Raw genomic sequence first — 24718 nt, forward strand, 5'->3', positions numbered from 1 at the left:
ACGGGAAGATCCACTCCGGGCGGCCTGCCGAGATCACCTGCACCCCACCATGATCCACGATGGACGCGAGACCCAGTTACGAGACGTCCCTTAGGGACGTTCACCGCGTACCTGCTAGGACCATGCTCATGGTCACCTGTTCGAGCCGGGTGAGGACGACGTCGAGGTGCGCCGACATGCTGGCCGGCACCTGCGGGTGGGCCGCCTGCTGGAAGGCACGGAAGTGCGGAAGCAGCCCGCATAGCACCGGCCGCCGGGCGAAGAAGCCCGTCACATCGCCGGCGGCGCGGGCGCGACGCAGAAGCGATGTCAGGGCAACGATCTTGTCGGCGGTGGAGGCGAGTAGCACCGGTTGGTCCTCGACGTCAATGGGCGGGTCGGGTTCGTCGAGGGCCCGGTGTTCGGCCTGGAGGGCGGCGATGATCCGTGGGACCTCGGGCCCGTAGCGGGTGGCGAGGACCTGGTAGACGTCCAACGCCGCAGGCGCGAGGTCCGGTGCGTCGTGCAGCAGTGCCGCGACGATCACCTCCGGCGGCGGCGCGGGTACGTGTTCACCGATGGTGACCGCGACCCGGACGGCGTGAACCAGGGCGGGCCGGTCGTCGATGGAGTGCCCCGCGCACCACGTCTTGGCGTCACGCAGTGCGCGGTCGACGACGGCGGGCCGTGGAGGGGATAAGACGGTCATAGCCTGATACCTCCTGATTGCCGTACGATCGGCGCCATGTCTGAGCCGCTACCGCAGTGGTGTGAGCAGACGTGTGTCGTATGCCCCGCGCAGCAGCTCGGGCCGGGTCAGTTCGATGTCGTCGACCGGCCCGGACCCGAGTTCGCCTACAACCCGGACATCGGCTGGCGGGTCACCGCGGACGGCGTCGCCGTCTGCGTTCACCCCTACCGAGTAGGCCTCCCACCCGGCCGGTACGCCTCTCGAGGGGAACCGGTCCCCGTCGAGGCGCCCCGGCCGGCGCCGGTGCCCGCCGCACTGCGTCTGCCCGACGACGTGGTGGACCTGGAAGGCTGGCTCGTCGCCGTGCTGCGGGACGCATCCCCCGAGGGGATCTTCACCGCTGTCGCCCGCGCCGAGCGGGTAGCCGGTGAACGGTTCGATCCCAAGCTGGTGGTAGCGGCCATGCGGCGGGTGTTGTCGGTGGAGTTGGCTAACCGGTGACCCCGACCGGCACGGCGTGCGAGGCCGCCGGCTGGTCGAAGTCGAAGTCGTGGCTGCGGCCGTCGCGCCCGAGACCCGCCGCCTGGTAGTGGGCGTTGAGCTGGTTGAGCCGCCGTGTCACCTCAGCGGAATCCAGCCAGTACCGCAGGGGCTGCTCACCCCAGCCAGCGGCGGCGTAGTAGGCGTCGGTCACGCACCCGCGGGTGTAGGTGAACTCCTCCAGCTCCGTCGCGTGCGGGAACACCACCCCCAGGTCTGCCTGCATCCGGGACATCAGGGTGAACTGGGCCAGCACCGCGTGGACCATCTCGTCCACCGGCGCCGGCACCAGCAGCTCCGCAGCCTCCTCGTCACCGCCGGACAACTCGAACACCGCCGCCTTCAGCGCCAGCACCCGCAGCGCCTCGACCAGCAGCGGCCCCGCGTCCCGACCCAGTGACCAGCGGCTGATCGCTGGATACCCGGTGAACGTGGCCCAGCAGCTGGAGTACTTCATCGATGAGCTGTGCAACCGGCCGTAGGCCGGGTGCTGCCGCATCTGATCGAGGATCTCGGCGGCTCGACGGCCGACCTGTCCGGCCTCTGGCATGGGTGGATTTGCCATGACGCTTCCCTCCTCGGGGACAGTGAGCATCGGGAGACAAACAGCCGCCTTGCGGCGGCTGCTGCGCCCTCACCGCCGGGACAGAGCCCGTGGGGTGACGTGACACATCAAACGCCGTCGCTATCGGTGTCGATAAGGAGTGTCAGCGACCTCCGACAATCCGCCGACATTCGTGTTTGTCACGTCTGCGCTGGTCACCCAGCCGTGGTCGCTCGAGCGCACTGCATGTGCGATTCATGGGATTGGGTGCCGAACTGCAACCGCCGGCCGGCGGGATTGTCAGCAGCATGTCGGAACTGGCCGACGGTGCTGGCCGACATCGATGGTCCTCGCCTTTAGTCGCTTCATACCCGGCCAGCACAACAGCTTGCCGAGCGCGGAGCAAACCCCGGATGCGCTTTCGGTAGCCGCCGTGTTCGAGGCGGACGACGTGACGCGGATCGAGAAGGAAGGACTGTCGTGCCTGTTGCCAGGAGGCTTGCGCTTCTGCTTGCCGTACCGATGCTGGCGACCCTTGTCTTCGCGGCGTGGGGTGTGGTGTCGACCAGCCGGCAGGCGCGTGCCGCCGACCGGCTGCACGACTTGGTCGCGGTCTCGGCGGCGGGTGGTGACGTGATCCACCAGCTCGGTCGTGAGCGTCACGCCGCGGCGCGCCTGCTCTCCGGCGCGGGCGAGGGCACAAACGGTTTCCTGGAACATGTCGCCGCTTCAGACCGGGCGGTCGAGGCGTATCGGCAGCGGCGTGCTGACCTGGACACCGCAGATCGCGATATGGCCCGACTCGTGGCGCCCTTCGACGGGCAATTGCGGCTGCTGCCCGCTCTGCGTGAGCAGGTCGCGTCCCGGTCGGTGTCGTTGACGGCGGTCCTGGTCCGCTACCGGGTCATGATCGCCCAGGGCTTGGCGGTGCGGGAGACCGTGGGTCAGGTGGGCGGCGCCAACGGCATGGTCGCGGACCAGTTGCGGGTGGCCACGGCGTTGTCCAAGGCAGCGGAGTACGCAGGGATGCAGGAGACCGTTGTCGCGGCGAGCGCTGGTGCTCCTCTCACCCCAGCGGTGCAGCAGGAGCTGGCAGCCAACCGGGCTGGCTACGACGAGGCGCTGCTGACGGTGGCGGACGGGTCGCCCGCGCGGTGGCGGGTGTGGCTGGACCAGGCACTGTCCGGGCCGCAGATGCTGGCCGCGCAGCGCTTCGACGACGAGATCGCCCGCACCCGGATCGGGCAGAAGCTGCGGGTGAACCGCGCTCGGTCAGCCGCAGCGGGTGGTGAGCGCCAGGACCGCCTGCACGAGGTCCAGGCCCGCGTCGATCGTGACATCGCCGCGACGGTGGGCGACCTACGCACCGAGCAGTGGGCGACCACCGTGGTGCTGTCCGGCACGGCGCTCGCGCTCGTGCTCGTCGCGGGGCTGCTCACCTACCGGCAGAGCCAAGGGCTGGCGCGGCGGCTGCGGCGGGTACGCGACGCCGTGACGCGCATGGCGGAGCGGGATCTACCCGACCTGGTGCGGCGCGTCGACGAAGCAGACCCGGCCGATCCCGCGTCGATTCCCCCAGCGCCGACGGCGATCGCTCCCACCTGCGGTGCCCGGGACGAGGTGGACGAGGTCGCCATTGCGTTCGACACGCTCGCCCTGCGCACCTTCGGCATCTCGACCGATCTGGCGCGGCAGCGGCGGGTCGCCGCGGGTGCGGTCGAGGCGGTGGGCCGGCGATGCCAGGGGATGACGCACCGGTTGATGCGGGAGCTGGATCTGGCGGAGCGCGACGAGGCCGACGCGAAGACACTGGAGACGTTGTTCGCGGTGGACAACCTTGCCGCGCAGCTCCTGCACGCCACGCAGAGTCTGCTGGTGCTGTCGGGCCGCTCGCTAGGTGCGGTGCACACGGAGCCGGTTGATCTGGTGACGGTGGCGCAGGCGGCGCAGGGCCGGATCCAGGAGTACCGACGTGTCGTCCTGGGCGTGGTCGACGACCGGGTTTGGTGCCCTCGGCATTGATCGACGATCTGGTGCACCTGTTGGCATCGCTGCTGGACAACGCCACCCGCTACAGCCCCGGTGACGTGGTCATCACGGGCCACCTGCTGGGGGACCGGGCGATCGTGCAAGTCACCGATGCCGGCACGGGAGTCAAGCCGGACCTGCTGCAGCGGCTTAACGCCGAGTTGGCCGCGCCCGCCCCGATGATCGAGGTGGAGCACATCCGCCGGCAGGGGTTGGCCACGGTCGCGTTGCTGGCTGCCGCGCACGGCCTTCGGGTGCGGCTGCTGCCGGTGCGCCCCCACGGCACGGTCGCCGAGGTAGAGATCCCCGCGACCGCGCTGCTTGTCGCCGCCCCGCCGCCGAGCGCCTTGCCCCCGGAGCCGATCGCGGGCCGGCGTGCCCCGGGTGGGACGCCCGCGTCCACCCTCGGCCTGCCCGCTGCGGCCACGGCACCGGGCCGCCCTCGGGAGGTGGCTGCGCTGCCGGGTTACCGGGACGCAGCGCACAGCATGGATGCGCCGACGCAGGCCCTGCCGATGGTCCCGACCCCGCGGCGTCCGCCCGGTCAGCAACCGGCCCTCGCGCACGACGAGACCGCCTGCGGGCCGGCCGCTTCACCGTGGTTCGTCGAGGGCGCGACCGTCCATCTGGCCAGTGCCGCCCCGCCGTTGGACCACGCCGTGACGACGCCGAACGGTCTGCCGAGACGGCGGCCGATGGCCACCACGTTCGGCCCGCCTGTCCACCCCGCCGTCGACGTGCCCCTACCTTCCCGCGGCGGTCTGGCCGGTACGGCGGCGGCCTACCAGCGCGGCTTGGGCCGCCGATCCCCTCATCCGAAGGAAGGCACGTCATGAGAGAGCTGAGTTACCTGCTGTCGAACAACCTCGTCGCCCGAGTGCCGGGAATCAGCCAGGCCGTTGCGGTGTCCGCTGACGGGCTGTTGTTGGCCTGGACCGACGGGCTCAACCGGGAAGCCGCCGAACGGCTCGCGGCGGTCGCGGCGGGCATGAGCAGTCTGCTCAACGGTGCCGCTCGGGACCTCGGGGCGGGCGGCGTGCAGGGAAATCTGACCGACCTCGCCGGCGGATATCTGATCCTGACTGCGGTCAGCAGCGGCGCGTCCCTGCTGACCCTCGCCACCCGTGACGCCGATCTCGCGTTCGTCACCGAGGAGCTTGGCCGCTTCGGTGACCAGGTCGGTGACCAGCTCACCCCCGCGTTCGCCGGCGGTTTCGCCGGAGCCGGGCGTCGGTGACGCCGGTGGCTGCCGTCGCCAACCCGCCCGCCCGCAGGACCGGGCCACCGAGCCTGAAGATCGTGCTCACCGGTCCGTTCGGCGTGGGTAAGACGACGCTGGTCGGGGCGGTGTCGGACATCGCCCCGGTGACGACCGAGGTTTGCATGTCGGCGGGCGCTGGCGAGGACACCTCGCACGCGCCGGCGAAGACCACGACCACCGTCGCGATGGACTTCGGCCGATTGGATGTCAACGGGGTGACCGTCTACGTCTACGGCACGCCGGGCCAGGACCGGTTCTGGTTCATGTGGGACGCGTTGATGCGCGGCGCCGCCGGTTCCGTGGTGCTGGTGGACACCCGCCGGCTGGCGGACTCGTTCCGGCACGTCGACTACGTGGAGAACGTGGGGCTGCCGTTCGTGGTGGCCGTCAACCAGTTCAGCGACGTCCGCAACTACCCGGTGCCCGACATCCGCGAGGCCCTGACCCTCGACCCTGACGTGCCGATCGTCGACATCGACGCCCGCGACCGCGACAGCGTCCGCCGCCTGCTGATCGCCCTGATCCAGCACGTCCTCGCCCGTACTCAGCCCGCCGCGGCGGTCGCTCCGTCCTGACCACCACCGGCATCCCCGTCCCCAACCACCGAAGGAGCGCCAACCGTGCACCGTTCGCCCTCACGACTGCGACGCGGACTCGCCGCGGCGACCGCCGCCAGTCTCCTGACGAGCATCGCCGCCTGCACCAACTCGACCGCCGACACGGACACGGTCCGGATTGGGCTGCTGGTGTCGCTGTCGGGCACCTACACCGCAGTCGGCGAGGACATGAAGCGCGGCTTCCGTCTCTACCTCGACACACACGGCGGCAAGCTCGGCGACCACAAGGTCGACCTGGTCGTGGCAGATGAGGGGGACGGCCCTGCCACCGCGGTGCCAGCGGCGCAGAAACTCCTCGAACGCGACCGCGTCGTCGCGCTGACCGGACTGGTGGGCGGGGCCACGGTGGACAAGGTGCAAACCCTGACTACCGAGCGCAAGGTGCCCCTGCTGGGCGCGAACGCCCGGCCCGCGTTCGCGGCAGTCGCCGGGAAGCCTCGTGACCTGTCCTACACCTGGCACACCTCCTACAACTCCGACGAGCCGGGCATCGCCATCGCCGCCTACATCAAGCAGCAGGTGGGTGACGGGACGGTGTATGCGATCGGCCCGGACTACCAGGGCGGCTGGGACGAGCTGCGCGGCTTCACCGACACCTTCACCAAGCTGGGCGGGAAGCTCGCCAACCCGGACGGGAAGGCCCTGTTCACGCCGTTCCCGGGGACGGAGAACTTCCTGCCGTATCTGAACAAGGCCGCCGAGTCGAAGCCGAAGGCGGTCTACACGTTCTACGCCGGGGCGGCGGCGGTGGCGTTCGTGAAGCAGTACCGGCAGTCCGACCTGAAAGACGTTCCCCTCTACGCGGCAGGATTCCTCACCGAAGGCTCCGTCCTGTCGGCGCAGGGACCGGCGGCCACGGGAATCCGCAACGTCCTCAACTACAGCCCCACCCTCGGCAACGCCGCCAACCAGAAGTTCGTCGCCGCCTGGTCGGCGGCCGGCCATCCAGGGCAGCCGGCAACGTTCGCGATGGCCTCCTACGACGCCGCCGCCGTCCTCGACCGCGCCCTGTCCGCCGTCGACGGCGAGGTGACCGGGGAGAAGCTCAACGCCGCGATCGGCAAGGTCGGACGGGTCGTCTCGCCGCGCGGGGACTGGCAGTTCCACCCCAGCGAGCACCGGCCGGTGCAGCGCTGGTACCTGCGCGAGGTCAAGCCCGACGGGCCGGTGCTGTCCAACGTGCTGGTGCAGGACCTCACCACCCTGCCCGCCAGCTGACCCACCACATTCGAGGAGAGGGGCGCTGCGCACGTGGACGCCTACCTGATGCCCGCACTGGACGGGGTTGCCTACGGACTGCTGCTGGCGATCGCGGCTGCCGGTTTGACCGTCGCGTTCGGGGCTGGTGGCGTGCTGAACCTCGCGCACGGCACCCTGATCGCCGCTGGCGGCTACGTCGCTGCCGCCACCAGTTCGGGCACCTGGGCCGGTCTTGCCCTCGCGGTCGCCCTCGCCACCGTAGTGGGGGCGGCCGGCGGCGGTGTGCTGGCGGTGGCGACGGCGGCCCTGCGCGGGCGGGGCCACCTCGACCAGGCGCTGCTCACCTTTGGTGTCTCCCTCATCGGCGCGGACCTGCTCACCACCGTCTACGGACCCGACACGCTGCGCCCTCGCCTACCCGCCGTCTTGGAGGGGACTGTGCAGGTTGCCGGGCACCGGTACCCAGTGGACCGGCTGGCCGGGGTGGGGATTGCCGTGCTGGTCGCCGCAGCGGGGTACGTGGTGTTGCATCGCACCCGGGCGGGGCGGCTGGTGCGGGCCACGGCCGACGACCGGGCCATGGTCGCCGGCATCGGCGTGTACCCCCGCCTGGTCGACGCCGCCGTCCTCGTCGCCGCCGGAGCCCTCGCCGGTCTGGCCGGGGCGCTGACCACGCCGATCCTCGGCGTCGGCCCCAACACCGCCGACACGACGCTGCTGCTGTCGCTGATCATCGTCGTCTGCGGTGGCCTCGGCTCCGTCCCCGGCGCCCTCGCCGCCGCTGTCGCTGTCGGCATCGTGCAGACCCTCGGCGTCACGGCCTTTCCCGAGGTCGCACCCTATTTGCTCATCGGCGCGATGGCCGTGGTACTGCTCGCCCGCCGCTCCTTCCTGCCGGACGGAGGCCAGGCGTGAGCACCCGCGACCGCACTGCCGTCGTCGGCGTGTTTCGGCCGCTCACGCGGCTCCGGCCGCGCTACGCCGCCGGGGCTCTGGCTGCCGCCTCCGTGGGCGCGGTGGTGGTGTCGTCCGATCCGTACCTGCACGCGACCGTGGCGCGGATGATGCCCCTCGCACTGCTGGCGGTCAGCGTCGCTGTGGTCACCGGCCACGCCGGCCTGCCCACCCTCGGCCAGGTCGCCCCGTACGCCGCTGGCGCCTACATCACCGCCCGCCTGGCCCTTTCCGGCGTAGACCAGGCGGCGGCGCACCTGCTCGCCGCCGCTACCGCAGGCGCGGCCGTCGCCGGACTGCTCGGTGTCGTGCTGGCCCGCTACCGGGGCACCGTGGTGCTGATGCTCAGCCTCGCCGCCGCGGAGCTGACCGCCATCACCGCCAGCCAGTGGCGGACCGTCACCGGCGGCACCGACGGTCTCGCCGGCATCCCCGCGCCCCGCCTGCTGCCCGGCCTGCCCCCGCTGCTCGCTGACCGGGCGATACTGCTCTACACCACCGTGGTGGTGATCGCCGTGACGGCCGCTGCCATGGTGCTGCTCGGTGGTGACCGGCGGACGCTGCTGGCGGCCGTGCGCGGCAACGAGGCCCGCGCCGCCGCCAGCGGACATCGGGTCACCGCCTACCTGTGGGCGGTGCACACCGGCGCCGGAGTCCTCGCCGGCACCGGCGGGGCGCTGCTGATCCACACCCACCAATGGATCACCCCCGCCGACGTCGGCTTCACCACCGCCGCCCTGGCCCTCCTCGCAGTGGTCATCGGCGGCACCACCTCGCTGCCCGGCGCCGCCGCCGGCACAGTCGTGGTCCTTACCGTGCGGGACGTGCTTGCCGCCGGGCTGCCCGGCCACGCACCACTGCTCCTCGGCGCACTGTTCGTCACCGCGGTGTACCTGCTGCCTGGCGGCCTGACCGCCGCGCCCACCCGCCTGCGCCGTCTGCCTGCCCGCCTCCGCCCTCAGCGCCGCCGAGACCTGCAGACGGCCGGCGGCGAGGCCCGACCCGCCGTCAGGAGCACGCCGTGAGGACCGTCCACCGCATCGACCCCGAACCGGTGCCCTCGCAGCGCAGCCCCAGCGACATCGACCGCGCCCACGGCAACGGCCTCATCGCCACCGCCCTGCGCCACGCCTACCAGAGCCTGACCGTCCTGGACCTGGACACCTTCACGGTCGCCCCCGGTGACCGGCACGCGGTCATCGGACCCAACGGCGCCGGCAAGTCCACCCTCCTCGGCCTGCTCGCGGGCACCACCCGCGCGCACACCGGCACCATCACCTACAACGGGCAGGTCATCACCCGCCGCGGCGCCGCCTGGCGGGCCCGCTCCGGCATCGGCCGCACCTTCCAACACCCCACCGTCTACCCCGAACTGACCGTCGGCGACTGCGTGCGTATGGCCGGCTGGCACCACCGCCACGATCCCGATCAGACACCGCAGGAAGCGCTCGACCTCGTCGGCCTCGCCGACTACGCCGACCAGCCGGCCGCCGCACTGTCCCACGGGCACCGCAGGATGCTCGACCTGGCCGTCGCCCTCGCCGGGCAGCCCCGGGTGCTGCTGCTCGACGAACCCGCCGCCGGCCTCACCGACACCGAAACCACCCGCCTCCTCGACGTCCTGGCCGGCCTACCCAGCTGGATGGCCGTCGTCCTCGTCGAGCACCACATGGACGTCGTCTCCGCCCTCGCCGACTGGATCACCGTGCTCCACCACGGCCGCCGCCTCACCGACGGCCCCGCCGACCTCGTACGCGCCGACCCCGCCGTCGCCGCCCTCTACCTCGGCCCCGGGGGTGACGATGCTGCGCATCGGTGACCTCACCGCCGGCTACCACCCCGACACCCCCATCCTCCACGCGGTCAACCTTGATCTCGCCGCCGTCGCCGTTCACGCCGTCGTCGGTCCGAACGGCGCCGGGAAAACCACCCTGCTGCACACCCTCGCCGGGCACCTGCGACCCACCGCCGGGTGGGTCATGCTCGACGGCCATGACGTCACCGGCTGGCGTCCCACCCGCGCCGCCCGCGCCGGAGTCGCCCTAGCCCCGCAGGGGCGACGGCTGTGGCCGTCGCTGACCGTCGCCGAACACCTCACCGTCACCCGCCCCGCCCGCCACCAGCACGGCCGTGCCTGGAGCGTCGACGAGCTGCTGGAGATGTTCCCGGCCCTCGCGGCGCGGCTGCGGCACCGCGGCCACCAGCTCTCCGGCGGAGAGCAGCAGATGCTCACCATCGCCCGTGCCCTGCGCACCGCACCCCGCCTGCTGCTGTGCGACGAACCCACCGAAGGACTCGCCCCCACCGTGGCAGCGCACGTCACCAACGTGCTGCGGGATCTGCCCCACCACGGCGTCACCGTCCTGGCGGCCCTGCCTCAGGCCCGCGCTGCCGCCGACCTTGCCGGCACCGTTCACGTGCTGACCACAGGACGACTCAGCGCGCCCCTGGACGCGAACGACGCCGACGGCCTGCTTCGCCGCCACCTCGACCTCGCCGCCGAGACACCTCCGCCTTCCCCTCACAGCCCCGGTCGCAGCGCTCACCTGCCCGCAACCACCGGCCAACGGATAGGTGGCCCACCGGCACCGACCACCACCTGATGCCTCGCTACCGGAGGACGACCAATGACCCACGCACCGCCAGCACCCATCACCAAGTCGGACCCCGGCACCGCTATCTGGCCGGCCGCTGACATCCGCCGGCCAGTCACGCGGCATGGCCCTGGCTGTTCTCACCGACCTGCCGGGTCTGCTCGACTACCCGCGAACGGCCGACCGTGCCGGCCGCTCCGGCTTCGGCCTTGCCGCCGCGAGCCGCGACGGCCGAGCCCGCTGGCTGCTGATCCTGCACCCCGACACCGGCGAGGTTCCCGCCCACGAAGCGGCCCGCCGCACCGGCGTCGGCTGGCTGGTCGTGAACTACGTCCTCTACCTCATCCACAGCCACGCTCCGCGCCGCTGCTGGGAGCCCTCCTACCTCCCCGAGCGGGCGCAACCGCCGCCGCGCCTGTACCCGCACCTGAAACGGCGCTGGATCGTCCATGCCGACCACCCCTGCACCACCACAACCGCACCAGCATGAGGAGAAGCGTGATGACCACCCCGCAGCGCTACCAGTTTCGCAACGCCCCCGCCCAGCTCGGCCCCTTGCAGCAGGTGTTGGACCCGATCACCCGCCGGGAGCTGGCGGCCGTCGGAGTGAAGCCCGGCCAACGGGTGATGGACGTCGGCGCGGGAGCGGGCTCAATCGTCGCCCACCTAGCCGACCTGGTCGGCCCCACCGGCTCGGTCACGGCGGTCGACCTGGACACCAGCCTGCTCAACCCCACATCGGTCGTCGACGTCTACCAGCGGGATCTGCGCACCGAGCCGCTGCCCGCCGAACCCGGCAGCCTGGACCTGGTCACCGCTCGGTGCCTGCTGGAACACCTGCCCAACCGGGAGGGCCTCATTCGGCAGATGATCCGCCTGTTGCGGCCGGGTGGGTGGCTGGTCCTCGGCGAGATCGTCTACTCGCGGGTCGTGGTCCGCCGAGCGCCGACCGAGACCGACGTCGACCTGATCACCACGGTGGTGCACGCCGTCCTCGACACCCTCGCCGCCCGCGGCGTCGACCTGCATTGGGGTGACAAGACCCCTGGTGTGCTGCTCGCCGCCGGCATCAAGTACGTCCGGGGCCGCAGCCACACCGAGACCTGGACCGGCGGCGGCCCGGGTTGCGCCTTGTACGCCGACAACGCCCGCCAGCTGCGCGACCCGCTGCGCGACGCCGGCATCACCCCCGCGCAGCTGGACCGGTTCGCCGAGCTCATGGTCGACCCGACCGTGGTCGTCGGCTCCTACCAGTTCGCTTGCACCCGTGCACAGACGCAGCAGTGACCCCCACCTGCTGCTGCGCTCCTACCAGTTCGGTGCACTCCACGCCCGCAAGGCGACCTGACCCATCGGTCGGGAAGGTTCGCCGTCTACCTCACCGATTCGAGGCGCCCCGTCCCGGCAGTGGTTCGCGCCCCGCTGACCGGAGTTGGGGCGGCGGCAGTCAACCCGAATGACTGCCGGGCCGGCCCCTGCCACGGTCCCCACGCGGGCAGGGACATCCGCCGGCCAGCGGCCGGCGGCGGGCACTTCCTTCACTCCTCCGCCGCCGGCCGCCTCCATCACAACCAGAGGAAACCGCATGCGATCCCTGCTAGACCGAGGCACCCGGTCACCGTCGACAGCCCCACCACACCGCCCACCGCACATGGCCGGCGCGGCCGGTCGCCGCGAGGCGATCGCCGACGCGTTGCGCCGCAGCGCCGGCCTGCGTGCCGACGGTGCTCTCACCGACGCCTACGCGTGGGCGCAGTACGCCCACGACCACTGCCGGTACCTGCCCGCCGACGACCCGCACCGGGTGGGGGCCGCGCTGCTCAGCAGCTGCGGCTACCTCGACCCGGTCACCATCGCCGTATGCCTCACCTGGTCACATCTGCACCCTCGGGCTGGCCGGCTGCCTACCGCCGACGGGCTGCAGGCGGTCGCCGCCCGCGCCCGCGCCCTCGACCACGTCCCGCACCCGCTGCAACGCGCCGCCCTGACGGGTCTGGCACGCCTGACGGTCAGCCCACGTCCCACCGACGTAGCGCCCCGCCACGCCCGCAGTGGCCCCATCACGCACCAGACCACCACCCACCTGTTCCCGTTGAACACCAGGACGGCGGCGCCGTGACGCCGTCATACCGGCCCAGCATGCTCGGTCCCTGCTGGGCGGCGGTCACGCCGGACATCCACCGCGCCGCCAACCACTTCTGGTCCCTCCTCGCCGACCGGCTCCGCCCACCCCTGCCCGAACGCGACGCGCCCCTGCTCCTCGCCACCCTCGGCCACCTCATCGCCGCCGACGACAACCACGCCGGCCGCATCGCCCTGCTCGCCGCCCTCGCCCCCACCTACCAGCACCTCGGCATCCAGCTCTACCACCACCAGCTCATCCTCGACGCCCTCATCGCCACCGCCGCCCGCCACAGCTCCGGCACCTGGACACCCGAAGCAGCCAGGCAATGGCAGCGCTGCGGCCACCACGCCCTAAACCTCACCCACCGCGCGACAACCAGGGTCGCAACCAGCTCTGCCTGGACACCCGCCGAGATCATCGACCGCGAACAAGCCGCCGACACCATCACGGTCCTTACCCTGCGGCCCCGACGCCGACTGCGCTACGAAGCTGGCCAAGCTCTCCCCGTCACCACACCCCGCCGGCCCGGCGTGTGGCGGTGGTACTCCCCAGCGAACACCCCCCGACCCGACGGCACCATCGAGCTGCACATCCGCGCCATCACCGACGGACCGGTCTCACCGCTGCTCGCCCACCACGCTGCCGTCGGCGAGCAAGTATGGCTCGGCGCACCCTACGACACCGGCCTCACCCTCCACCCCCACCAGCCTGGCGATCTGCTTCTCGCCGCGGGCGGCACCGGCCTGGCGCCCCTGCGCGCCATCGTCGAACACCTCGCCGCCACCCCGCCCCAGCGCCGGGTCACCCTCGTGGTCGGGGCACGCACCATGCCCGACCTCTACGACAGCATCGCCCTCGACAAGCTACAAACCATCCACGGCGACTGGCTCACCGTCGTCCCTGCGCTCTCGGACGAACCGTTCGTCGAACCTGCGGCCCAAGGCGACGTTCTTACACTCGCCCTGGCGCACTACCAGCCCGGCCACCACGTCTACGTCGCCGGTCCGCCCGACCTGATCAGACGGGCACGGCTACGTCTTCCGGCCGCCGGCATACCGCAGGAGCACCTGCACCTCGCGGAAGCCTTCACCCGTCACGACATCGCTCGTCGGCGCTCGACCGACCAGCAGCGACTCACTCGCCAGGACTGACCCAGCCGCGATGACAGCCCTACAGGAGCTCCGTGCGCCGCAAGCGCGCGCCGCACTGCAACAACCGCAGGCCGCGAGGCGGAAGATCCGCCCCTGCTGCCGGCACGCGTTCCCGGAATGCCTCGTAGCCGCCGCCACACCCCGCGGGCTTCCCACACCCGGGGCAGCCATCCGCACAGCCTTCAACGGAGAGGAGTACGTCATGCCGACGCGGACCCAGCCGGCCGTCACGTGGACACCGGCGTTCGTCGCCGGCACGGTCGCCGCGACGCTCGACCGCGCCACCGAGCACAGCCTGCCACGCGCGATAGGCGATGTCGCCCGCGCGCACGGCCTGTCGTCAGCCACGGTCGAGGAGTGGGTGTCCCGCGCCCGGGCTGTGCAAGCCGCCCCGGTGCCGCCCGAACTGCTGTCCTGCCGTGCCTGCGACCAGACCATGATTTTGGTGCAGCTTCCCGGCTGCGGGCAGATGTACCTGTGCGCGCCCGCCTGCGGTCGGGCACCCGTGCCGGCGGAGACGATCCGCGAGACTGTCGCCGCAGCGGTGCTGCACCGCACGCCGCATCTCGTGCCTGCCTGCAAGACCGCCGACGCCGCCTCCTACGCCCCCGGTGCCATCCACCGCGTCAGCGTCGGCGCCATCCCCGCCGACCTGCACATCACCTGGCGGACGGTTCCCCGGCAGCTCGCCGGGCCTTTGATGGCGATGGCACAACGCCTCTACCACGCCCGGCTGTACGCCGACGGCGGCCAGCGCACCCGGGCCATCGACGTCCTGTACACCGGTCTGCTTCACATCGATCCCTCAGGCGACAAGCTCGCGTTGGACACCGCCACGGCGAGGGCCTCCATGCTGCTGGCCGCACTCACCCTCGCCGACGGCGACCCAGCGGCCGCGCTGCCGTGGGCCGCTTGGGCGCACCGCTCCCTGCGGCGCCTCCTCGGCGCCAGCGACCCGGAAACCTGTGCCGCTCTCAAGGTCCTCGCCGCCGCCCACCGCAGCGCTGGGGACCTGACCAATGCCGCTAACGCCTACAGCGACCTCATTCGCCACTACACGAAAGCCGAGGGTCCCCACACGCTGCCCAGCCTCGCCGCCCAAGCCACCCTCGCCCTCGTCCTCTACGACGCCGGCCGCTGCGAGGCAGCACAACAGTTGCTAGCCCACACCATCGCCACACATCGCCGCGCCCACCCCCAGCATCGTGGCAGCGCCAGCATGGTCGAGGCACTCGACCGCATGCGCTCTACCTGCATCAACCAACGTCACGATCACCGAGCAGAACCATACGGGCGGTAAGTTGCCCCGAATCTCTGTTCTGTAGGCCGCCGGGGCTCGCTCGGGGAGGATGGAGTGGGGGAAACCGGTGAGCCTGTCCGATCACCCGGTGAACGACAACCGGCGGTGCGTCTACCGGGCACTGCTGTGTGCCCCTTCGCGGACCTGGACCGTGCGCCAGCTATCGCAGGCGGTGCCGACGGTTGCGGGTGGGGCGGTCCGGGACGCCGTCAACCAGCTCCTCGCCGAAGGCCTGCTGCGGCAGGTGCCCTACCAGCGTGCCCTGACCTGCGGCCTGACCGACAAGGGACGGCAGGCGTTGGCCCGGCTGCTGCGAGGCGCGTAATATTTCAGCCGTACCTGGTGGAGTCGGATTCTTCGCTGGCGGCGGGCTGTTTTGGCGCGGTACTGGTGTTGGCGACGCCATCGTGACCATCGATGTATGTGGTCGATGGGTCGGATGGTGGTGATCAGGTGTGTCAGCAGACGGCTGACCTCGCCGAGGGCGAGGGGAATGAGGCCGTGGTGGTCGGCTCCGGAGCCCCCTTTTTGGCATGGGCGGCGGTGACGGCGAGGTAGGCGTGGGCGCGCAGAACAAGTACTGGTGGCCAGGAGCGGCACGACGGTGATGCCTGGAGATGGGGGCGAGTGGCTATGACGGACGAGATGGTCTCCACCGGGACGGGGCCATAACTGGCCCCACCCACGAGCTGCCTGTCGCTGTTCCCGGTTACCGAAGGTAGTCGGCGCTGATGCTTACCGAGCGGCGATTGGCGCCGACCCGCGCGGTGTCTGCGGCAGATGCGTGCGTTCGTCCAACAGGAATCGCGAGGCGCGGGCGTCAGCTCAGGGAAGGTCGGGATCTCGATGCTCGGCCACGAAACGCTTGCCTGCTTCCTCGTCGACCAGCGAGTTGTCGACCAGCCATTCAACCGCCCGCCGCCTTGCGCGCACGTCGCGGAAGGCGTGCCATGCCGGCAGCAGGTGCGGGTACTCCTCGTGCAACTCGTTCTTGAACCGGCGGAAGGCGCCCCTGCCCTGGATAGCTCGCGCGAGTCGGCGACCGGCCGCCGCGTCACTGATCCGCTCAGCGAAGTCGGCCATGTCCTGGTACCAGACGTAGGAGGGCAGCGGGTCGATGCCTACCAGGTCGAGGTCGTCAAGGTCGACGGGCCTGTGTCCGTCGATGCCGCCGTCCGTCGTCCAGAACACGATCTCGCCGGTCCGCGGGTTGATCAGCCATCGGTGCTCGTAGTCGGTCTGGTCCTCGAGCGCGGTGGCGATCTCCTCCAGGTCTAGCCTGCTCAGGTCAAGCATCCGGCCACCATAAACCCCGCTTCTGTCCGCGCTTCGACTAGCGACAGCGCGACCAGCGGCAGATGAGTGCATCTGCAACGACCGGCAGGGGACCATAATGCAGGTGATGGATGCACGCGGCGTGAAGGGAGGACTGCCGGTTGACGACGAGCGCTGACGAGCTGTTCGCGGCACGTCTCGCCTTCCCGTTGGGCGATCGGGTGCGAGGCACCGTAAGTGCCGTCCCGATGGGCGCGGGACGGGCAGGGGTTCTGGTAGACCTTGGCCAGCCGCCGCAAGGATGGGTTGACGTCCTCCACCTGCCGGATGACCCGGCCGACTGGCCCGCGGTCGGCAAGGCTGGGCTCTTCGAGGTGGGGCAACACCGGCCCGGCCAGGTGCGGCTGTTTCCGTTGGACGCCGGGATGCGAAGTCGTGGGGCCCGCTTTTTGCGCTGGTCTGGTGAGGAATGGGCCGCGATCACCAGACGGTACTCCGAGGGTAAAGTTGTCGTGGGAACTGTCACCAACGTTTTTCCAGGCAACCGCGAGTACACAGTCACGTTCGACGACTGCTGGTCGGCGGTCGAGTATGAGGACAATGCGCCGTCGGTCGGTTGGACCGGCCCATTCCGTGTGACCCGTCTGCTGGAGTGGACCCACCGAATCTTGCTCACGCCGGCGAAGTAGCGATCGAGTAGCTGGGCGAAACTAGATCAGTCGGGCCGAGCGCCTCCGAGCTACGACGGGCTGGCTGACGCACTCGACTCGGCTACAACCGTGCACCGTCATCCATGGACACCGGCTCCGCTCGCTAACGCACGGTCGGCGGCATGAGCGTGCAGTGGATCATCGTGGCGGACCGCGACGCCTTTGCCTTCTTTATCGCCGTCTGCGGGTGCTTGGCGGCGCGGACCAGCGGGATGCACGATGCAGTTATGCCAGGTCAGGTCGAGACGGCTATTCGAGCTCGGGTTGGGGCGGGTACGCGCCTCCCAACGCCGACCGGTCGCGCCACCTTCGGGGTCGGCGAGGTTTCCCCAGCCGGGTTGGTCTTGCTCTTCGGGACCAAACAGACTCGGACGGTCTTCAGCTGGTCCTGCCTTGAGGGCATCCCGGGGTACCTGCACGGACGCGGCTGGGTTCGGGTTGGGGCAAACCGTGATGTTCACGGCAGTCAAAGCACATTGGACGGGTATCTCAAGACATTCGTCAAACGGCAGGCGGCGGACTATGTGGCCGTCGTCTTGGAGCGCGCTGGAGTCGTCGATCTGGATCGAGAACGTCCCGCACGGGTGCGGCTGCGGCGGACGTGACCACCGTCGGGCGGTGGCCGCCGCTCAGGGCATTCCGTGCAGATGGTGACGAGTGCTCGGGTAAAACGCCGCGCGTTGTCGGCGGCAGATCCGGATAACGGCTGGCGGGCCGACGACCTGGCACACCATGGTGGATCATGGTCACTGCCCGTCCAGTAGCGTCGGGATGTTACACGGCGAGCAGTTCGGCGATCTTCTTGGCGATGTCCTCCATGGAGTCCTCCTCTGTGCTCAGCCCGTTGCGGGAGCCGAGGAGCGGGCTGACCGACCGAATCTCGTCGTAGGTGACCCCATGCGCGACAGGGATCAGCAGGTCACGCGACAGCAGTTCCGAGAGTTCCTTCTCGGACACCCCGCCGCTCTCGACGCGCCTGAGGAAAGCAGGCGTGATGAGGGCGAGACCGATGCGCGTCTTGGCCAGGCCCTTGTCGATCTCCCGCATGAACGGCTGGCCGAGGATGATGTCCTTCTCGCTGAACCAGACCGACACGTCCTCGGCTTCGAGGAGGTTGTGCAGTTCAGTCGCGGCCTCACGCCGGTCGTCCCAGGCGTGACAGAGGAACAGGTCGTACGACTCGGTCCGAGGTCCTACCGCCTCGACCTTGCTGCGGTAGCGGTCCAGCGCCGCGACCTCGCCAGAGGTGTAGGCAACGGGCGAGCTAGCTGGCGACCACCGAGGTCGCGCCGATCGACTGCCACCGCCGCCACCGGAGGACCCGCTTCCGCCGCCGCTGCGGGACGGGGTTGGCGAAGCGTAGTTGGACGAGGACGGGTAGGACGTGTAGGACCGGTACGACGATCGGCCATGGACGGGACATGCGGCGGCACCGCTGGAGGTGCGGTGGCCCTGACTGGGTGCTGTGCATCGCATGAATCCACTGTAGGAACGACCCCGCCAATCCCGTCTGTACGGACCGCCGCAACCGCACATCGACAGATCCGCGCACGGTCACGCAGCAGCACCAACAGTCTTGGCCCTTACGCACCGTTACGTGACTCTTGGCGAGACGCCCCCGGGGTGGGCCAGTTATGGCCGTCCCGGTGGCCCATCTCGTCCGTCATAGCCAGGCGAGGCTATTCCTTGTGCGGTTGCCGAGCGGTAGGACCTGAGCTCACCCGTGTTGGTTCCACAGGTCGCGTAGTGGCGCCCAGGAGGAGCCCAGGTCCTCGGACCAGTAGGAGAGGAAGACTCCGGCGATCGGCTGGTTCGGGTCGCTCCACCACACGGCGGCGACGACCTGCCCTGCGCGCTTCCCAGAGGGGACCTTGTAGGCGTACTCGATGTAGTGGACGGTGCGGGAGTCGCCGAGGGCGCGTCGGTCGACGGGGCCTGCGGCGCCGGCCGCGAGCTTTGGTGCGTCGGCAGCCTGCGTCTGGTATCGGGCCTGTGCGCGGTCGCGGTCGGCGAGGGTGCGGTAGGAGATCCAGTAGGTCGTGATGATGCCAGCGGTGCAGCGGGTGCGGCTCTGCTCGCCGGTGCCGGGTTGTGGACCACCGTTGTTGGTGTCTGTGGTGCAGTTGCCGATTTTGTCGAGCCACGGCTCGGCGAACGCGGCGACTGCCGGGGTTGGGAAGTGAGTACGGTTGGCGGCTGCTTGACGCCGCGCGAGTGGCCCAGCGGCGGTGGGGGAGTGGCGTGGGGCTACCGAGGAGACGGTGGTCGCAGGCTTGTCATGGTCAGGCTGGTTGCCCCGCCATCCGAGGCCGAACGCGATGGATGCTCCTGCGAGTGCGGCGACGACCACCACGAGACCGAGGCGTGAGTACCGGCGCCGGGCCATCCCCGTAGCCGCCGCGGCAATCATGTCGTCCTGCGTAAGCGCGGTCGCGGTGGATAGTGTGGGGCAGACGGCTGGGACGGCAGGCGCCCGGCCAGGCGCGGTAGCTGGCACGTCATCGTACGAGACCGGCCAGATCGCCTGGTCCGGGCGCTGCTCGGTCACCGGTCGTCCCTCCCTATTGGCCGGAGCCTCCAGGCTCACTGCGGCTGGTGCGGCTCGTGGCTGACTCCGACCTGCGGCGGCCAGCGAGGAATAGGCCGATCCCGGCGGCAAGCGTCGTGGCGCCGAGGCCGACGACTGGGGCGAGGTTCCCACCGGTTACTGGCAGCGAGGGCCCCGACGGCGGGCCTGCCTCGCTTCCACCCTTTCTGTCCGCGTGGGTGCCGGACCGCGACGGCGCTCCAGATCCCGCTGGCGGACTGGTCGACGGCCGCGGTGACCTGCTGGTCGGATTCGGCGCGGGTGGCGGGGTGCTCGGGTCGGACCCGGGCGGCGGGGTGGTGGGATCAGGCCCGGGAGGAGTCGTCGGCTCTGGGTCCGGCGGCGGTTCAGTCGGTTCGGGCTCTTGGGTCGGCGTCGGCTCGGGAACGGGCGGATCCGTTTTGACCTTGGACCGATTTGGGTCCGGCTGCCCCGCTGTGGCGGTCGGGGTTGCGCTGGTTGGAGTGGCATCGGCGAAGGCTGGTGTCGGCAGGGCAGATCCCGCGCCGAGCAGCCCCGCCGTCAGGGCGGCCCAGGCCGTTAAGCATTGAACGGACCGCATCGGATGGCGTCTCACGAATCATGTCCTTCCCCCGTTGATGTACCGGATTCCGATATTCGGAACGGATTCATGACTGCGGGTTATCCGCGCCGGGAAGGCTAGCGAAACGGCGCCACGAGAGCCAATGGCAGCTCGTGATGCCCAGCCCAAACCGCAAGGTATTTTCGCTGCTCAGCGTATCTGTTTTGAGCTGAATGAAGGCATGTGGATTCGGCTAGGGCTAGTCGGATGTGTGGACACGCGTGCAGCCGCCATGCTGAGTTGTTGAGGCATGGCGTGGCCCGAAACGGGGCAAGGGGCTGCTGTCTGGCGATCCAGCGCGGATTCCGCGACTGGGTGATTCTCTGCGCCCCGGGAAAGGCTAAACCTCGCCACGTCCGAATTGGTCGGCTCATAGGCGTTGCTTGACCAGGCGTAGCGAAGGTCGCACCGGAGGCACTTGCAGCCCCGGCTCCCTTGTCCCACCCGTTCCCACGCGGTCGCGTCGCCTGCGAGCGGGGCGCTTCGCAGTATGGAGGAGATGGCATGACCCTGACCCTGCCGGCGACCGGACGGCGCCAGATCAGACTCGACCACGTCGGGCTCAGCCTCGTCACCGTGGCGGCGCTCGCCGGGTGCTCGCAGACCGACGAACCCCCGCAGCGACCGGCCTCTACTGGTGCCTCGTCTACCGCGGAGGCGAGCGCCCTGCCGTCCTCGACCGCTCCGGCGGTTGGGGCAACCTACCGTCACGTCGAGGAGCTGTGCCCGGTGCTGGACTTGTCCGCGCTGGCCGAGTCGTTCGGACCCGTCACCAACCACCGGGATGAGATACGGGAGGCGGGCAGCAACACCAGCAACTTGACGTGCTCCGCGACCGCAGGCCGGATACCCGACGGCATCGTCGTGGTCATCATGGCCACCATCGGTGCCCCCGCTTCCGGTCAGCTCATGTACGAGGGGCTGCGCGGCGTCCAGGAAGACACCGGCCCGATCACGGACGTCAGCGGTCTCGGCGCTGCCGCGTACACCTACAGCGACGAGCTGACTGGCACGCACGTCGTGACCTACGACAACAACCTGTACCTGACCATCACCGCAGCTCCGCTGCGGCCCGGCGCGGCCATGCCCCGCGACCTGGTCAACCGCCTCACCACAGTCGCCGACACGGCCCTGTCCGGCCTACGCGACTGATCCTTCAAGCCCAAGGCCCTGGCGCGGCCCCGCGCTGCCGCGCTCGACCTACCCGATCGACCCGGAGGACCGAGCTTGTCTACGACATCCCTGCCTGCCGTGCTGCCCGGATCGGGAGCAACCGACTACGCGCGCTACATGCGCACCGACGACCTGCTCTCCCTGCAACGCACCTCCGCCGAGTGGATCCACCCCGACGAACTGCTGTTCCAGATCGTGCACCAGAGCAGCGAACTGTGGCTCAAGCTCGCCCGATCGCACCTGGCGCGGGCCGTGGAACACATCGGCGTCGACCAGCCCGGCGCGGCGGAGTTGGTGCTGCGCCGGGCCGGGCTGAGCCTGCACCTGATCACCGACCAATTGCGGATGCTGCGCCACCTGAACCCAGCGCAGTTCGCGCTCATCCGGACCGTCCTGGGCAACGGGTCCGGCTTCGAGTCCCCGGGCTGGCGTGAGCTTCGCGACGCCACGACCGAGCTGGACATCGCCTTCACCCGGCTGCTGGCATCGCTGCGGATCACACCGGTCGAGCTGTATCAGGGACAGCCGTCGGACCCGCTGTATCGGTGCGCTGAGGCCCTGGTGGAGCTGGACGAGCGAATCGCACTGTGGCGCACCGAGCACTACAGCATCGCCACCCGGATCATCGGCCACGACGTCCTCGGCACCCGCGATACGCCTGTTGACACCCTCGCCCGCCTTGTCGCCCACCGGCGATTCCCCAACCTGTGGGAGGCGCGCACGGAGTTGACCGAGGCCAGCCCGCGGGGCCGGTCCAGCAGGCAGGCTGCGCGATGACCATGACGATGTCAACGCCGCTGACGACGTTCCGGGACCGATTCCCTGCCCTGGCGGACACCGTTCACCTGGCCGCATGCAGCATCGCCGCCCGCAGCACCGACATGGACCACGCCCTGACGACGATGCTCGACGACCTGTCGCGGCCCGGTTTCTGGGCCACGTGCGAAGAGCACATGCTTCAGGCCCGGCGGCGCTTCGCCCACCTGATCGGCGCCGACACCGACCAGATCGCCATCCTCCCCAACGCCAGCGTCGCCGCGTACCAGGCCGCAGCGGGCCTGCGGTGGCGCCGCCGCCCTCACCTACTCACTACGCCCGCCGAGTTCCCCGGAATCGCCCATGTGTGGCTGGCACAACGCAGCCGCGGGGCACAGGTGCGATGGTGCGACACCAGCGCCGGCCGGGTCACCGCCGTCGACTACCTGAACGGCATCACCGTCCGCACCGGACTGGTGTCGATACCCGCCGTCACCTACCGCGACGCCACCCGGCTGAACATCGCCCGCATCGCCGACGCCGCACACGCCGCCGGCGCAAAGGTCTTCGTCGACGCCTACCAGGCCGCCGGCGTGATGCCGATCGACGTCGACGCGCTGCGCTGCGACTATCTCGTGGCCGGCACCGGCAAGTACCTGCTCGGGCTGCCCGGCCTGGCATTCCTCTACACCCGCGACCCCCAAGGGCCTGCGCCGACGCTGACCGGCTGGCTCGGTCGGGTCGCCCCGCACGCCTTCGACCCGACCACCCTCGACTTCCCACCCCACGCACGCCGGCTCGAGATCGGCACGCCGTCGGTGGCCGCGGTCTACACCGCCGTCGCCGGCCTGTCCCTGACCGAGCAGCTCGACCTCGTCGCGGTGCGCCAACACACCCGGAGGCTCGTCGCTGACGCCGCCACCCGCCTCGTTGGCCAAGGAGAGATCGTGCTCCTCAGCGGCAACATCGACGAGCAGGGCGCCCACCTAGCCCTGATGGAGCCGCACGCCGAGGCGATGGCGGCGTGGCTGGCGCACCGGAACATCATCGTTGCGCCACGCGCCGGGGTCGTCCGCCTGGCGATGCACGCCTACACCACCCGCGAGGACCTCGACGCGGTATGCGAGGGGATCGCCGCCTACCGAGTCGGCTCCCGAACCCGCCAGCGCGCCGGAGCGGCGCGATGATCAGCCCCGAACCCCTACACCGCTGGCTGGCGCAGCGCCGGCTGATCGCGGCACGGTTCCCGTACGCCACGGTGGTCGATGCCTACCAGTACCACGGCAAGCACTTCATCCCCGACGAGTGGCCGCCGCTGCTGGCCGCGGCGCGGGACCGCCTGCCCGAAGTGACCGGCAACCGCCGCTACCTCGCCGCGTTCCTATCCACCGCCCTCGACAAGGCCGACGGCAGCTACGACTACCGCACATACCTGGCGTTGAACCTGCTACCTTTCCCCGACGTCAACGACGCTCCGGCCTCGGCGGCGAAGCTGCTGGCCCGCCGGGACCGGCTACACGCACACCTGCTGACCGACCTGATCCGTTTCGAACTCGCCGCAACCGGCGGCGCCGTACCGCTGCCGCAGATGCGCCCCGAACCGGCAAGGACGGCTAAGCGAGTGCGTCACGCGCTGCGCGCGGCGATGCCCGCCCTGCGACGGCTCAGGCTCGTCGACACAGCCGCCAGCGGCGAACCGGTGGCGCTCGCGCGCCGCGTCATCGCCGCCGTTGACGTGGACCTCACCCCCGAGGAACGCCTGACGTTACGGACCAGCATGCTCCCGGTCTGGACCATCCACGACGAGTGGATGTTCATCCGAGTCCTGCAGACCTTCGAGGCCACCTTCGCGCTGCTCGCGGGGGACCTTCGGGAGATCGTCGCCGCCGTGCACGCCGGCTGGCTGCATCCGGCGGCGACGCGGATGTCGGCAGCGGCCACGCTGCTGCGCGAGACCGCCCCCCTGTGGTCGGTGATGGCCACCCTGCAACCGCGGGCGTTCCATGCGTTCCGGGCCTACACCGAAGGCGCGAGCGCCATCCAATCGCGCAACTACAAGCTCGTCGAGTCCCTGTGTCGTGCCCCCGGCCCCAACCGCCTCGATTCCCCGGCCTACCTGTCCGTGCCGGACGTCCGCGCCCTGATCCTTGACGGCCAGGCCAGTGTTGACGGCGCCCTCGAGGTGCTCGCCATGAACGGCGGAGCCGGTGTGGACTCGACGCTGGTTGGCGCGATGGCTGAGTTTTCCGCCGCCCTGCGGCAATGGCAGCAGACGCACTACCGCCTCGCCGTGCGGATGCTCGGCGCCGACCAGCCCGGCACCGGCTACACCCAGGGCGCTCCCTACCTCGCACACGCCCGCACCGAGCCGGTCTTCCGGCGCCGTCCGCACGACTGCCCAACGCCCGCTGGCGACCCATGACCCCGCTGCCCGTCGGTCTGCGCAGCCCCTGTTGCGGCAGGCCAACGCGCCAAAAGTCCTCGTCGTCGCCGCGTAGCGCACCGCCCCCTCCACAGCCGCTGCCGCACATCCGCACACCGAAGGAGGAGCCGTGCCAGGATCTACCCGCGCCGCCACCAACAAGACCAATCAGCGACCCCAGAGTCGGCGCTTCCGAGGTCTCACCGCCCTCGTGATCAGCCTGGTCAC

General features: G+C 70.4%; 27 protein-coding genes. 22 read left to right on the forward strand and 5 right to left on the reverse strand.

What is annotated here, in order from left to right; all coding sequences use genetic code 11:
• Positions 1-100: 100 nt before the first annotated feature.
• Positions 101-688: a metal-dependent phosphohydrolase gene (locus tag ACZ6Q9_RS32050; RefSeq protein WP_396831006.1), complete on the reverse strand. Its 588-nt coding sequence runs from the start codon at positions 686-688 to the stop codon at positions 101-103.
• Positions 689-724: 36 nt separating this feature from the next.
• Between ACZ6Q9_RS32050 and ACZ6Q9_RS32055 the strand changes: the two genes are divergently transcribed.
• Positions 725-1171, forward strand: coding sequence for a hypothetical protein (locus tag ACZ6Q9_RS32055; RefSeq protein ID WP_396831005.1), 447 nt, complete (start codon positions 725-727; stop codon positions 1169-1171).
• Here ACZ6Q9_RS32055 and ACZ6Q9_RS32060 read toward each other — a convergent pair.
• Positions 1161-1775 (reverse strand): hypothetical protein, encoded by a 615-nt coding sequence (locus ACZ6Q9_RS32060; protein WP_396831004.1) that lies wholly within the window; start codon positions 1773-1775, stop codon positions 1161-1163. The two genes, ACZ6Q9_RS32055 and ACZ6Q9_RS32060, sit on opposite strands and share 11 nt — an antisense overlap.
• Positions 1776-2234: 459 nt before the next feature.
• Between ACZ6Q9_RS32060 and ACZ6Q9_RS32065 the strand changes: the two genes are divergently transcribed.
• The 15 genes from ACZ6Q9_RS32065 to ACZ6Q9_RS32135 all read left to right on the forward strand — a co-directional run bounded on the left by ACZ6Q9_RS32065 (position 2235) and on the right by ACZ6Q9_RS32135 (position 15309).
• Entirely contained in the window at positions 2235-3776 is a 1542-nt protein-coding gene (locus ACZ6Q9_RS32065) for a nitrate- and nitrite sensing domain-containing protein (protein WP_396831002.1), read from the forward strand.
• Complete coding sequence (locus tag ACZ6Q9_RS32070) at positions 3773-4618, forward strand: ATP-binding protein (protein WP_396831000.1); 846 nt, start codon at positions 3773-3775, stop codon at positions 4616-4618. Before ACZ6Q9_RS32065 ends, ACZ6Q9_RS32070 begins: the two co-directional genes overlap by 4 nt.
• Entirely contained in the window at positions 4615-5019 is a 405-nt protein-coding gene (locus tag ACZ6Q9_RS32075) for a roadblock/LC7 domain-containing protein (protein WP_396830998.1), read from the forward strand. The genes ACZ6Q9_RS32070 and ACZ6Q9_RS32075 overlap by 4 nt, the downstream gene beginning before the upstream one ends.
• Positions 5020-5024: 5 nt before the next feature.
• Complete coding sequence (locus tag ACZ6Q9_RS32080; protein ID WP_466021463.1) at positions 5025-5618, forward strand: GTP-binding protein; 594 nt, start codon at positions 5025-5027, stop codon at positions 5616-5618.
• Between the two features lie 45 nt (positions 5619-5663).
• On the forward strand, positions 5664-6878 hold the full coding sequence (locus tag ACZ6Q9_RS32085; RefSeq protein WP_396830996.1) for an ABC transporter substrate-binding protein: 1215 nt from the start codon (positions 5664-5666) through the stop codon (positions 6876-6878).
• A 33-nt stretch (positions 6879-6911) separates the two neighbouring features.
• Positions 6912-7775, forward strand: a complete 864-nt coding sequence (locus tag ACZ6Q9_RS32090) for a branched-chain amino acid ABC transporter permease (protein WP_396830995.1) — start codon at positions 6912-6914, stop codon at positions 7773-7775.
• Positions 7772-8839 (forward strand): branched-chain amino acid ABC transporter permease, encoded by a 1068-nt coding sequence (locus tag ACZ6Q9_RS32095; RefSeq protein WP_396830993.1) that lies wholly within the window; start codon positions 7772-7774, stop codon positions 8837-8839. Before ACZ6Q9_RS32090 ends, ACZ6Q9_RS32095 begins: the two co-directional genes overlap by 4 nt.
• A complete protein-coding gene (locus ACZ6Q9_RS32100; RefSeq protein WP_396830991.1) occupies positions 8836-9633 on the forward strand; it encodes an ABC transporter ATP-binding protein in 798 nt (265 codons plus the stop codon). Before ACZ6Q9_RS32095 ends, ACZ6Q9_RS32100 begins: the two co-directional genes overlap by 4 nt.
• On the forward strand, positions 9617-10417 hold the full coding sequence (locus ACZ6Q9_RS32105; protein WP_396830988.1) for an ATP-binding cassette domain-containing protein: 801 nt from the start codon (positions 9617-9619) through the stop codon (positions 10415-10417). The genes ACZ6Q9_RS32100 and ACZ6Q9_RS32105 overlap by 17 nt, the downstream gene beginning before the upstream one ends.
• A 115-nt stretch (positions 10418-10532) precedes the next feature.
• Positions 10533-10898: a hypothetical protein gene (locus ACZ6Q9_RS32110; protein WP_396830986.1), complete on the forward strand. Its 366-nt coding sequence runs from the start codon at positions 10533-10535 to the stop codon at positions 10896-10898.
• Between the two features lie 11 nt (positions 10899-10909).
• Positions 10910-11695, forward strand: coding sequence for a methyltransferase domain-containing protein (locus tag ACZ6Q9_RS32115; protein WP_396830984.1), 786 nt, complete (start codon positions 10910-10912; stop codon positions 11693-11695).
• 298 nt (positions 11696-11993) lie between these two features.
• Positions 11994-12527, forward strand: coding sequence for a hypothetical protein (locus ACZ6Q9_RS32120; RefSeq protein ID WP_396830982.1), 534 nt, complete (start codon positions 11994-11996; stop codon positions 12525-12527).
• 20 nt (positions 12528-12547) lie between these two features.
• Entirely contained in the window at positions 12548-13684 is a 1137-nt protein-coding gene (locus tag ACZ6Q9_RS32125) for an FAD-binding oxidoreductase (RefSeq protein WP_396830981.1), read from the forward strand.
• Between the two features lie 202 nt (positions 13685-13886).
• Entirely contained in the window at positions 13887-14984 is a 1098-nt protein-coding gene (locus ACZ6Q9_RS32130; protein ID WP_396830979.1) for a hypothetical protein, read from the forward strand.
• Between the two features lie 88 nt (positions 14985-15072).
• Positions 15073-15309 (forward strand): hypothetical protein, encoded by a 237-nt coding sequence (locus ACZ6Q9_RS32135; RefSeq protein ID WP_396830977.1) that lies wholly within the window; start codon positions 15073-15075, stop codon positions 15307-15309.
• A 500-nt stretch (positions 15310-15809) separates the two neighbouring features.
• Here the strand turns inward: ACZ6Q9_RS32135 and ACZ6Q9_RS32140 are convergent, their stop codons facing one another.
• A complete protein-coding gene (locus tag ACZ6Q9_RS32140; RefSeq protein WP_396830976.1) occupies positions 15810-16280 on the reverse strand; it encodes a UPF0158 family protein in 471 nt (156 codons plus the stop codon).
• 140 nt (positions 16281-16420) lie between these two features.
• Here ACZ6Q9_RS32140 and ACZ6Q9_RS32145 point away from each other — a divergent pair, with 140 nt between their 5' ends.
• A complete protein-coding gene (locus tag ACZ6Q9_RS32145) occupies positions 16421-16948 on the forward strand; it encodes a hypothetical protein (RefSeq protein ID WP_396830974.1) in 528 nt (175 codons plus the stop codon).
• A gap of 143 nt (positions 16949-17091) precedes the next feature.
• Positions 17092-17574, forward strand: coding sequence for a hypothetical protein (locus ACZ6Q9_RS32150; protein ID WP_396830973.1), 483 nt, complete (start codon positions 17092-17094; stop codon positions 17572-17574).
• A gap of 169 nt (positions 17575-17743) precedes the next feature.
• Here the strand turns inward: ACZ6Q9_RS32150 and ACZ6Q9_RS32155 are convergent, their stop codons facing one another.
• Together ACZ6Q9_RS32155 and ACZ6Q9_RS32160 are read right to left on the reverse strand one after the other, a co-directional pair.
• On the reverse strand, positions 17744-18445 hold the full coding sequence (locus tag ACZ6Q9_RS32155) for a toll/interleukin-1 receptor domain-containing protein (RefSeq protein ID WP_396830971.1): 702 nt from the start codon (positions 18443-18445) through the stop codon (positions 17744-17746).
• 241 nt (positions 18446-18686) lie between these two features.
• Entirely contained in the window at positions 18687-19379 is a 693-nt protein-coding gene (locus ACZ6Q9_RS32160) for a hypothetical protein (protein ID WP_396830970.1), read from the reverse strand.
• 1264 nt (positions 19380-20643) lie between these two features.
• On the opposite strand from ACZ6Q9_RS32160, the gene ACZ6Q9_RS32165 reads away from it, so the two are divergent.
• The 4 genes from ACZ6Q9_RS32165 to ACZ6Q9_RS32180 all read left to right on the forward strand — a co-directional run bounded on the left by ACZ6Q9_RS32165 (position 20644) and on the right by ACZ6Q9_RS32180 (position 24490).
• Positions 20644-21291: a hypothetical protein gene (locus ACZ6Q9_RS32165; RefSeq protein ID WP_396830968.1), complete on the forward strand. Its 648-nt coding sequence runs from the start codon at positions 20644-20646 to the stop codon at positions 21289-21291.
• A 75-nt stretch (positions 21292-21366) separates the two neighbouring features.
• Positions 21367-22089 carry a tryptophan 2,3-dioxygenase family protein gene (locus ACZ6Q9_RS32170; protein WP_396830966.1) on the forward strand — a complete coding sequence of 241 codons (723 nt, stop codon included), beginning with the start codon at positions 21367-21369 and terminating at the stop codon, positions 22087-22089.
• Positions 22086-23255 (forward strand): aminotransferase class V-fold PLP-dependent enzyme, encoded by a 1170-nt coding sequence (locus ACZ6Q9_RS32175; protein ID WP_396830964.1) that lies wholly within the window; start codon positions 22086-22088, stop codon positions 23253-23255. The genes ACZ6Q9_RS32170 and ACZ6Q9_RS32175 overlap by 4 nt, the downstream gene beginning before the upstream one ends.
• A complete protein-coding gene (locus ACZ6Q9_RS32180) occupies positions 23252-24490 on the forward strand; it encodes a hypothetical protein (protein WP_396830962.1) in 1239 nt (412 codons plus the stop codon). The genes ACZ6Q9_RS32175 and ACZ6Q9_RS32180 overlap by 4 nt, the downstream gene beginning before the upstream one ends.
• The last annotated feature ends 228 nt before the right edge of the window (positions 24491-24718 follow it).

It is taken from the genome of Micromonospora sp. NPDC049139, assembly GCF_055586845.1.

What these genes read in the sequence shown, in the direction of transcription:
- ACZ6Q9_RS32060 (WP_396831004.1), bottom strand. Translation starts at nt 1,775, where the DNA reads ATGGCAAATCCACCCATGCCAGAGGCCGGACAGGTCGGCCGTCGAGCC.
- ACZ6Q9_RS32155 (WP_396830971.1), bottom strand. Translation starts at nt 18,445, where the DNA reads ATGCGATGCACAGCACCCAGTCAGGGCCACCGCACCTCCAGCGGTGCC.
- ACZ6Q9_RS32140 (WP_396830976.1), bottom strand. Translation starts at nt 16,280, where the DNA reads ATGCTTGACCTGAGCAGGCTAGACCTGGAGGAGATCGCCACCGCGCTC.
- ACZ6Q9_RS32175 (WP_396830964.1), top strand. Translation starts at nt 22,086, where the DNA reads ATGACCATGACGATGTCAACGCCGCTGACGACGTTCCGGGACCGATTC.
- ACZ6Q9_RS32110 (WP_396830986.1), top strand. Translation starts at nt 10,533, where the DNA reads ATGGCCCTGGCTGTTCTCACCGACCTGCCGGGTCTGCTCGACTACCCG.
- ACZ6Q9_RS32125 (WP_396830981.1), top strand. Translation starts at nt 12,548, where the DNA reads ATGCTCGGTCCCTGCTGGGCGGCGGTCACGCCGGACATCCACCGCGCC.
- ACZ6Q9_RS32105 (WP_396830988.1), top strand. Translation starts at nt 9,617, where the DNA reads ATGCTGCGCATCGGTGACCTCACCGCCGGCTACCACCCCGACACCCCC.
- ACZ6Q9_RS32165 (WP_396830968.1), top strand. Translation starts at nt 20,644, where the DNA reads ATGACCCTGACCCTGCCGGCGACCGGACGGCGCCAGATCAGACTCGAC.
- ACZ6Q9_RS32120 (WP_396830982.1), top strand. Translation starts at nt 11,994, where the DNA reads ATGCGATCCCTGCTAGACCGAGGCACCCGGTCACCGTCGACAGCCCCA.
- ACZ6Q9_RS32150 (WP_396830973.1), top strand. Translation starts at nt 17,092, where the DNA reads ATGAGCGTGCAGTGGATCATCGTGGCGGACCGCGACGCCTTTGCCTTC.
- ACZ6Q9_RS32160 (WP_396830970.1), bottom strand. Translation starts at nt 19,379, where the DNA reads ATGATTGCCGCGGCGGCTACGGGGATGGCCCGGCGCCGGTACTCACGC.
- ACZ6Q9_RS32055 (WP_396831005.1), top strand. Translation starts at nt 725, where the DNA reads ATGTCTGAGCCGCTACCGCAGTGGTGTGAGCAGACGTGTGTCGTATGC.
- ACZ6Q9_RS32130 (WP_396830979.1), top strand. Translation starts at nt 13,887, where the DNA reads ATGCCGACGCGGACCCAGCCGGCCGTCACGTGGACACCGGCGTTCGTC.
- ACZ6Q9_RS32050 (WP_396831006.1), bottom strand. Translation starts at nt 688, where the DNA reads ATGACCGTCTTATCCCCTCCACGGCCCGCCGTCGTCGACCGCGCACTG.
- ACZ6Q9_RS32115 (WP_396830984.1), top strand. Translation starts at nt 10,910, where the DNA reads ATGACCACCCCGCAGCGCTACCAGTTTCGCAACGCCCCCGCCCAGCTC.
- ACZ6Q9_RS32180 (WP_396830962.1), top strand. Translation starts at nt 23,252, where the DNA reads ATGATCAGCCCCGAACCCCTACACCGCTGGCTGGCGCAGCGCCGGCTG.
- ACZ6Q9_RS32075 (WP_396830998.1), top strand. Translation starts at nt 4,615, where the DNA reads ATGAGAGAGCTGAGTTACCTGCTGTCGAACAACCTCGTCGCCCGAGTG.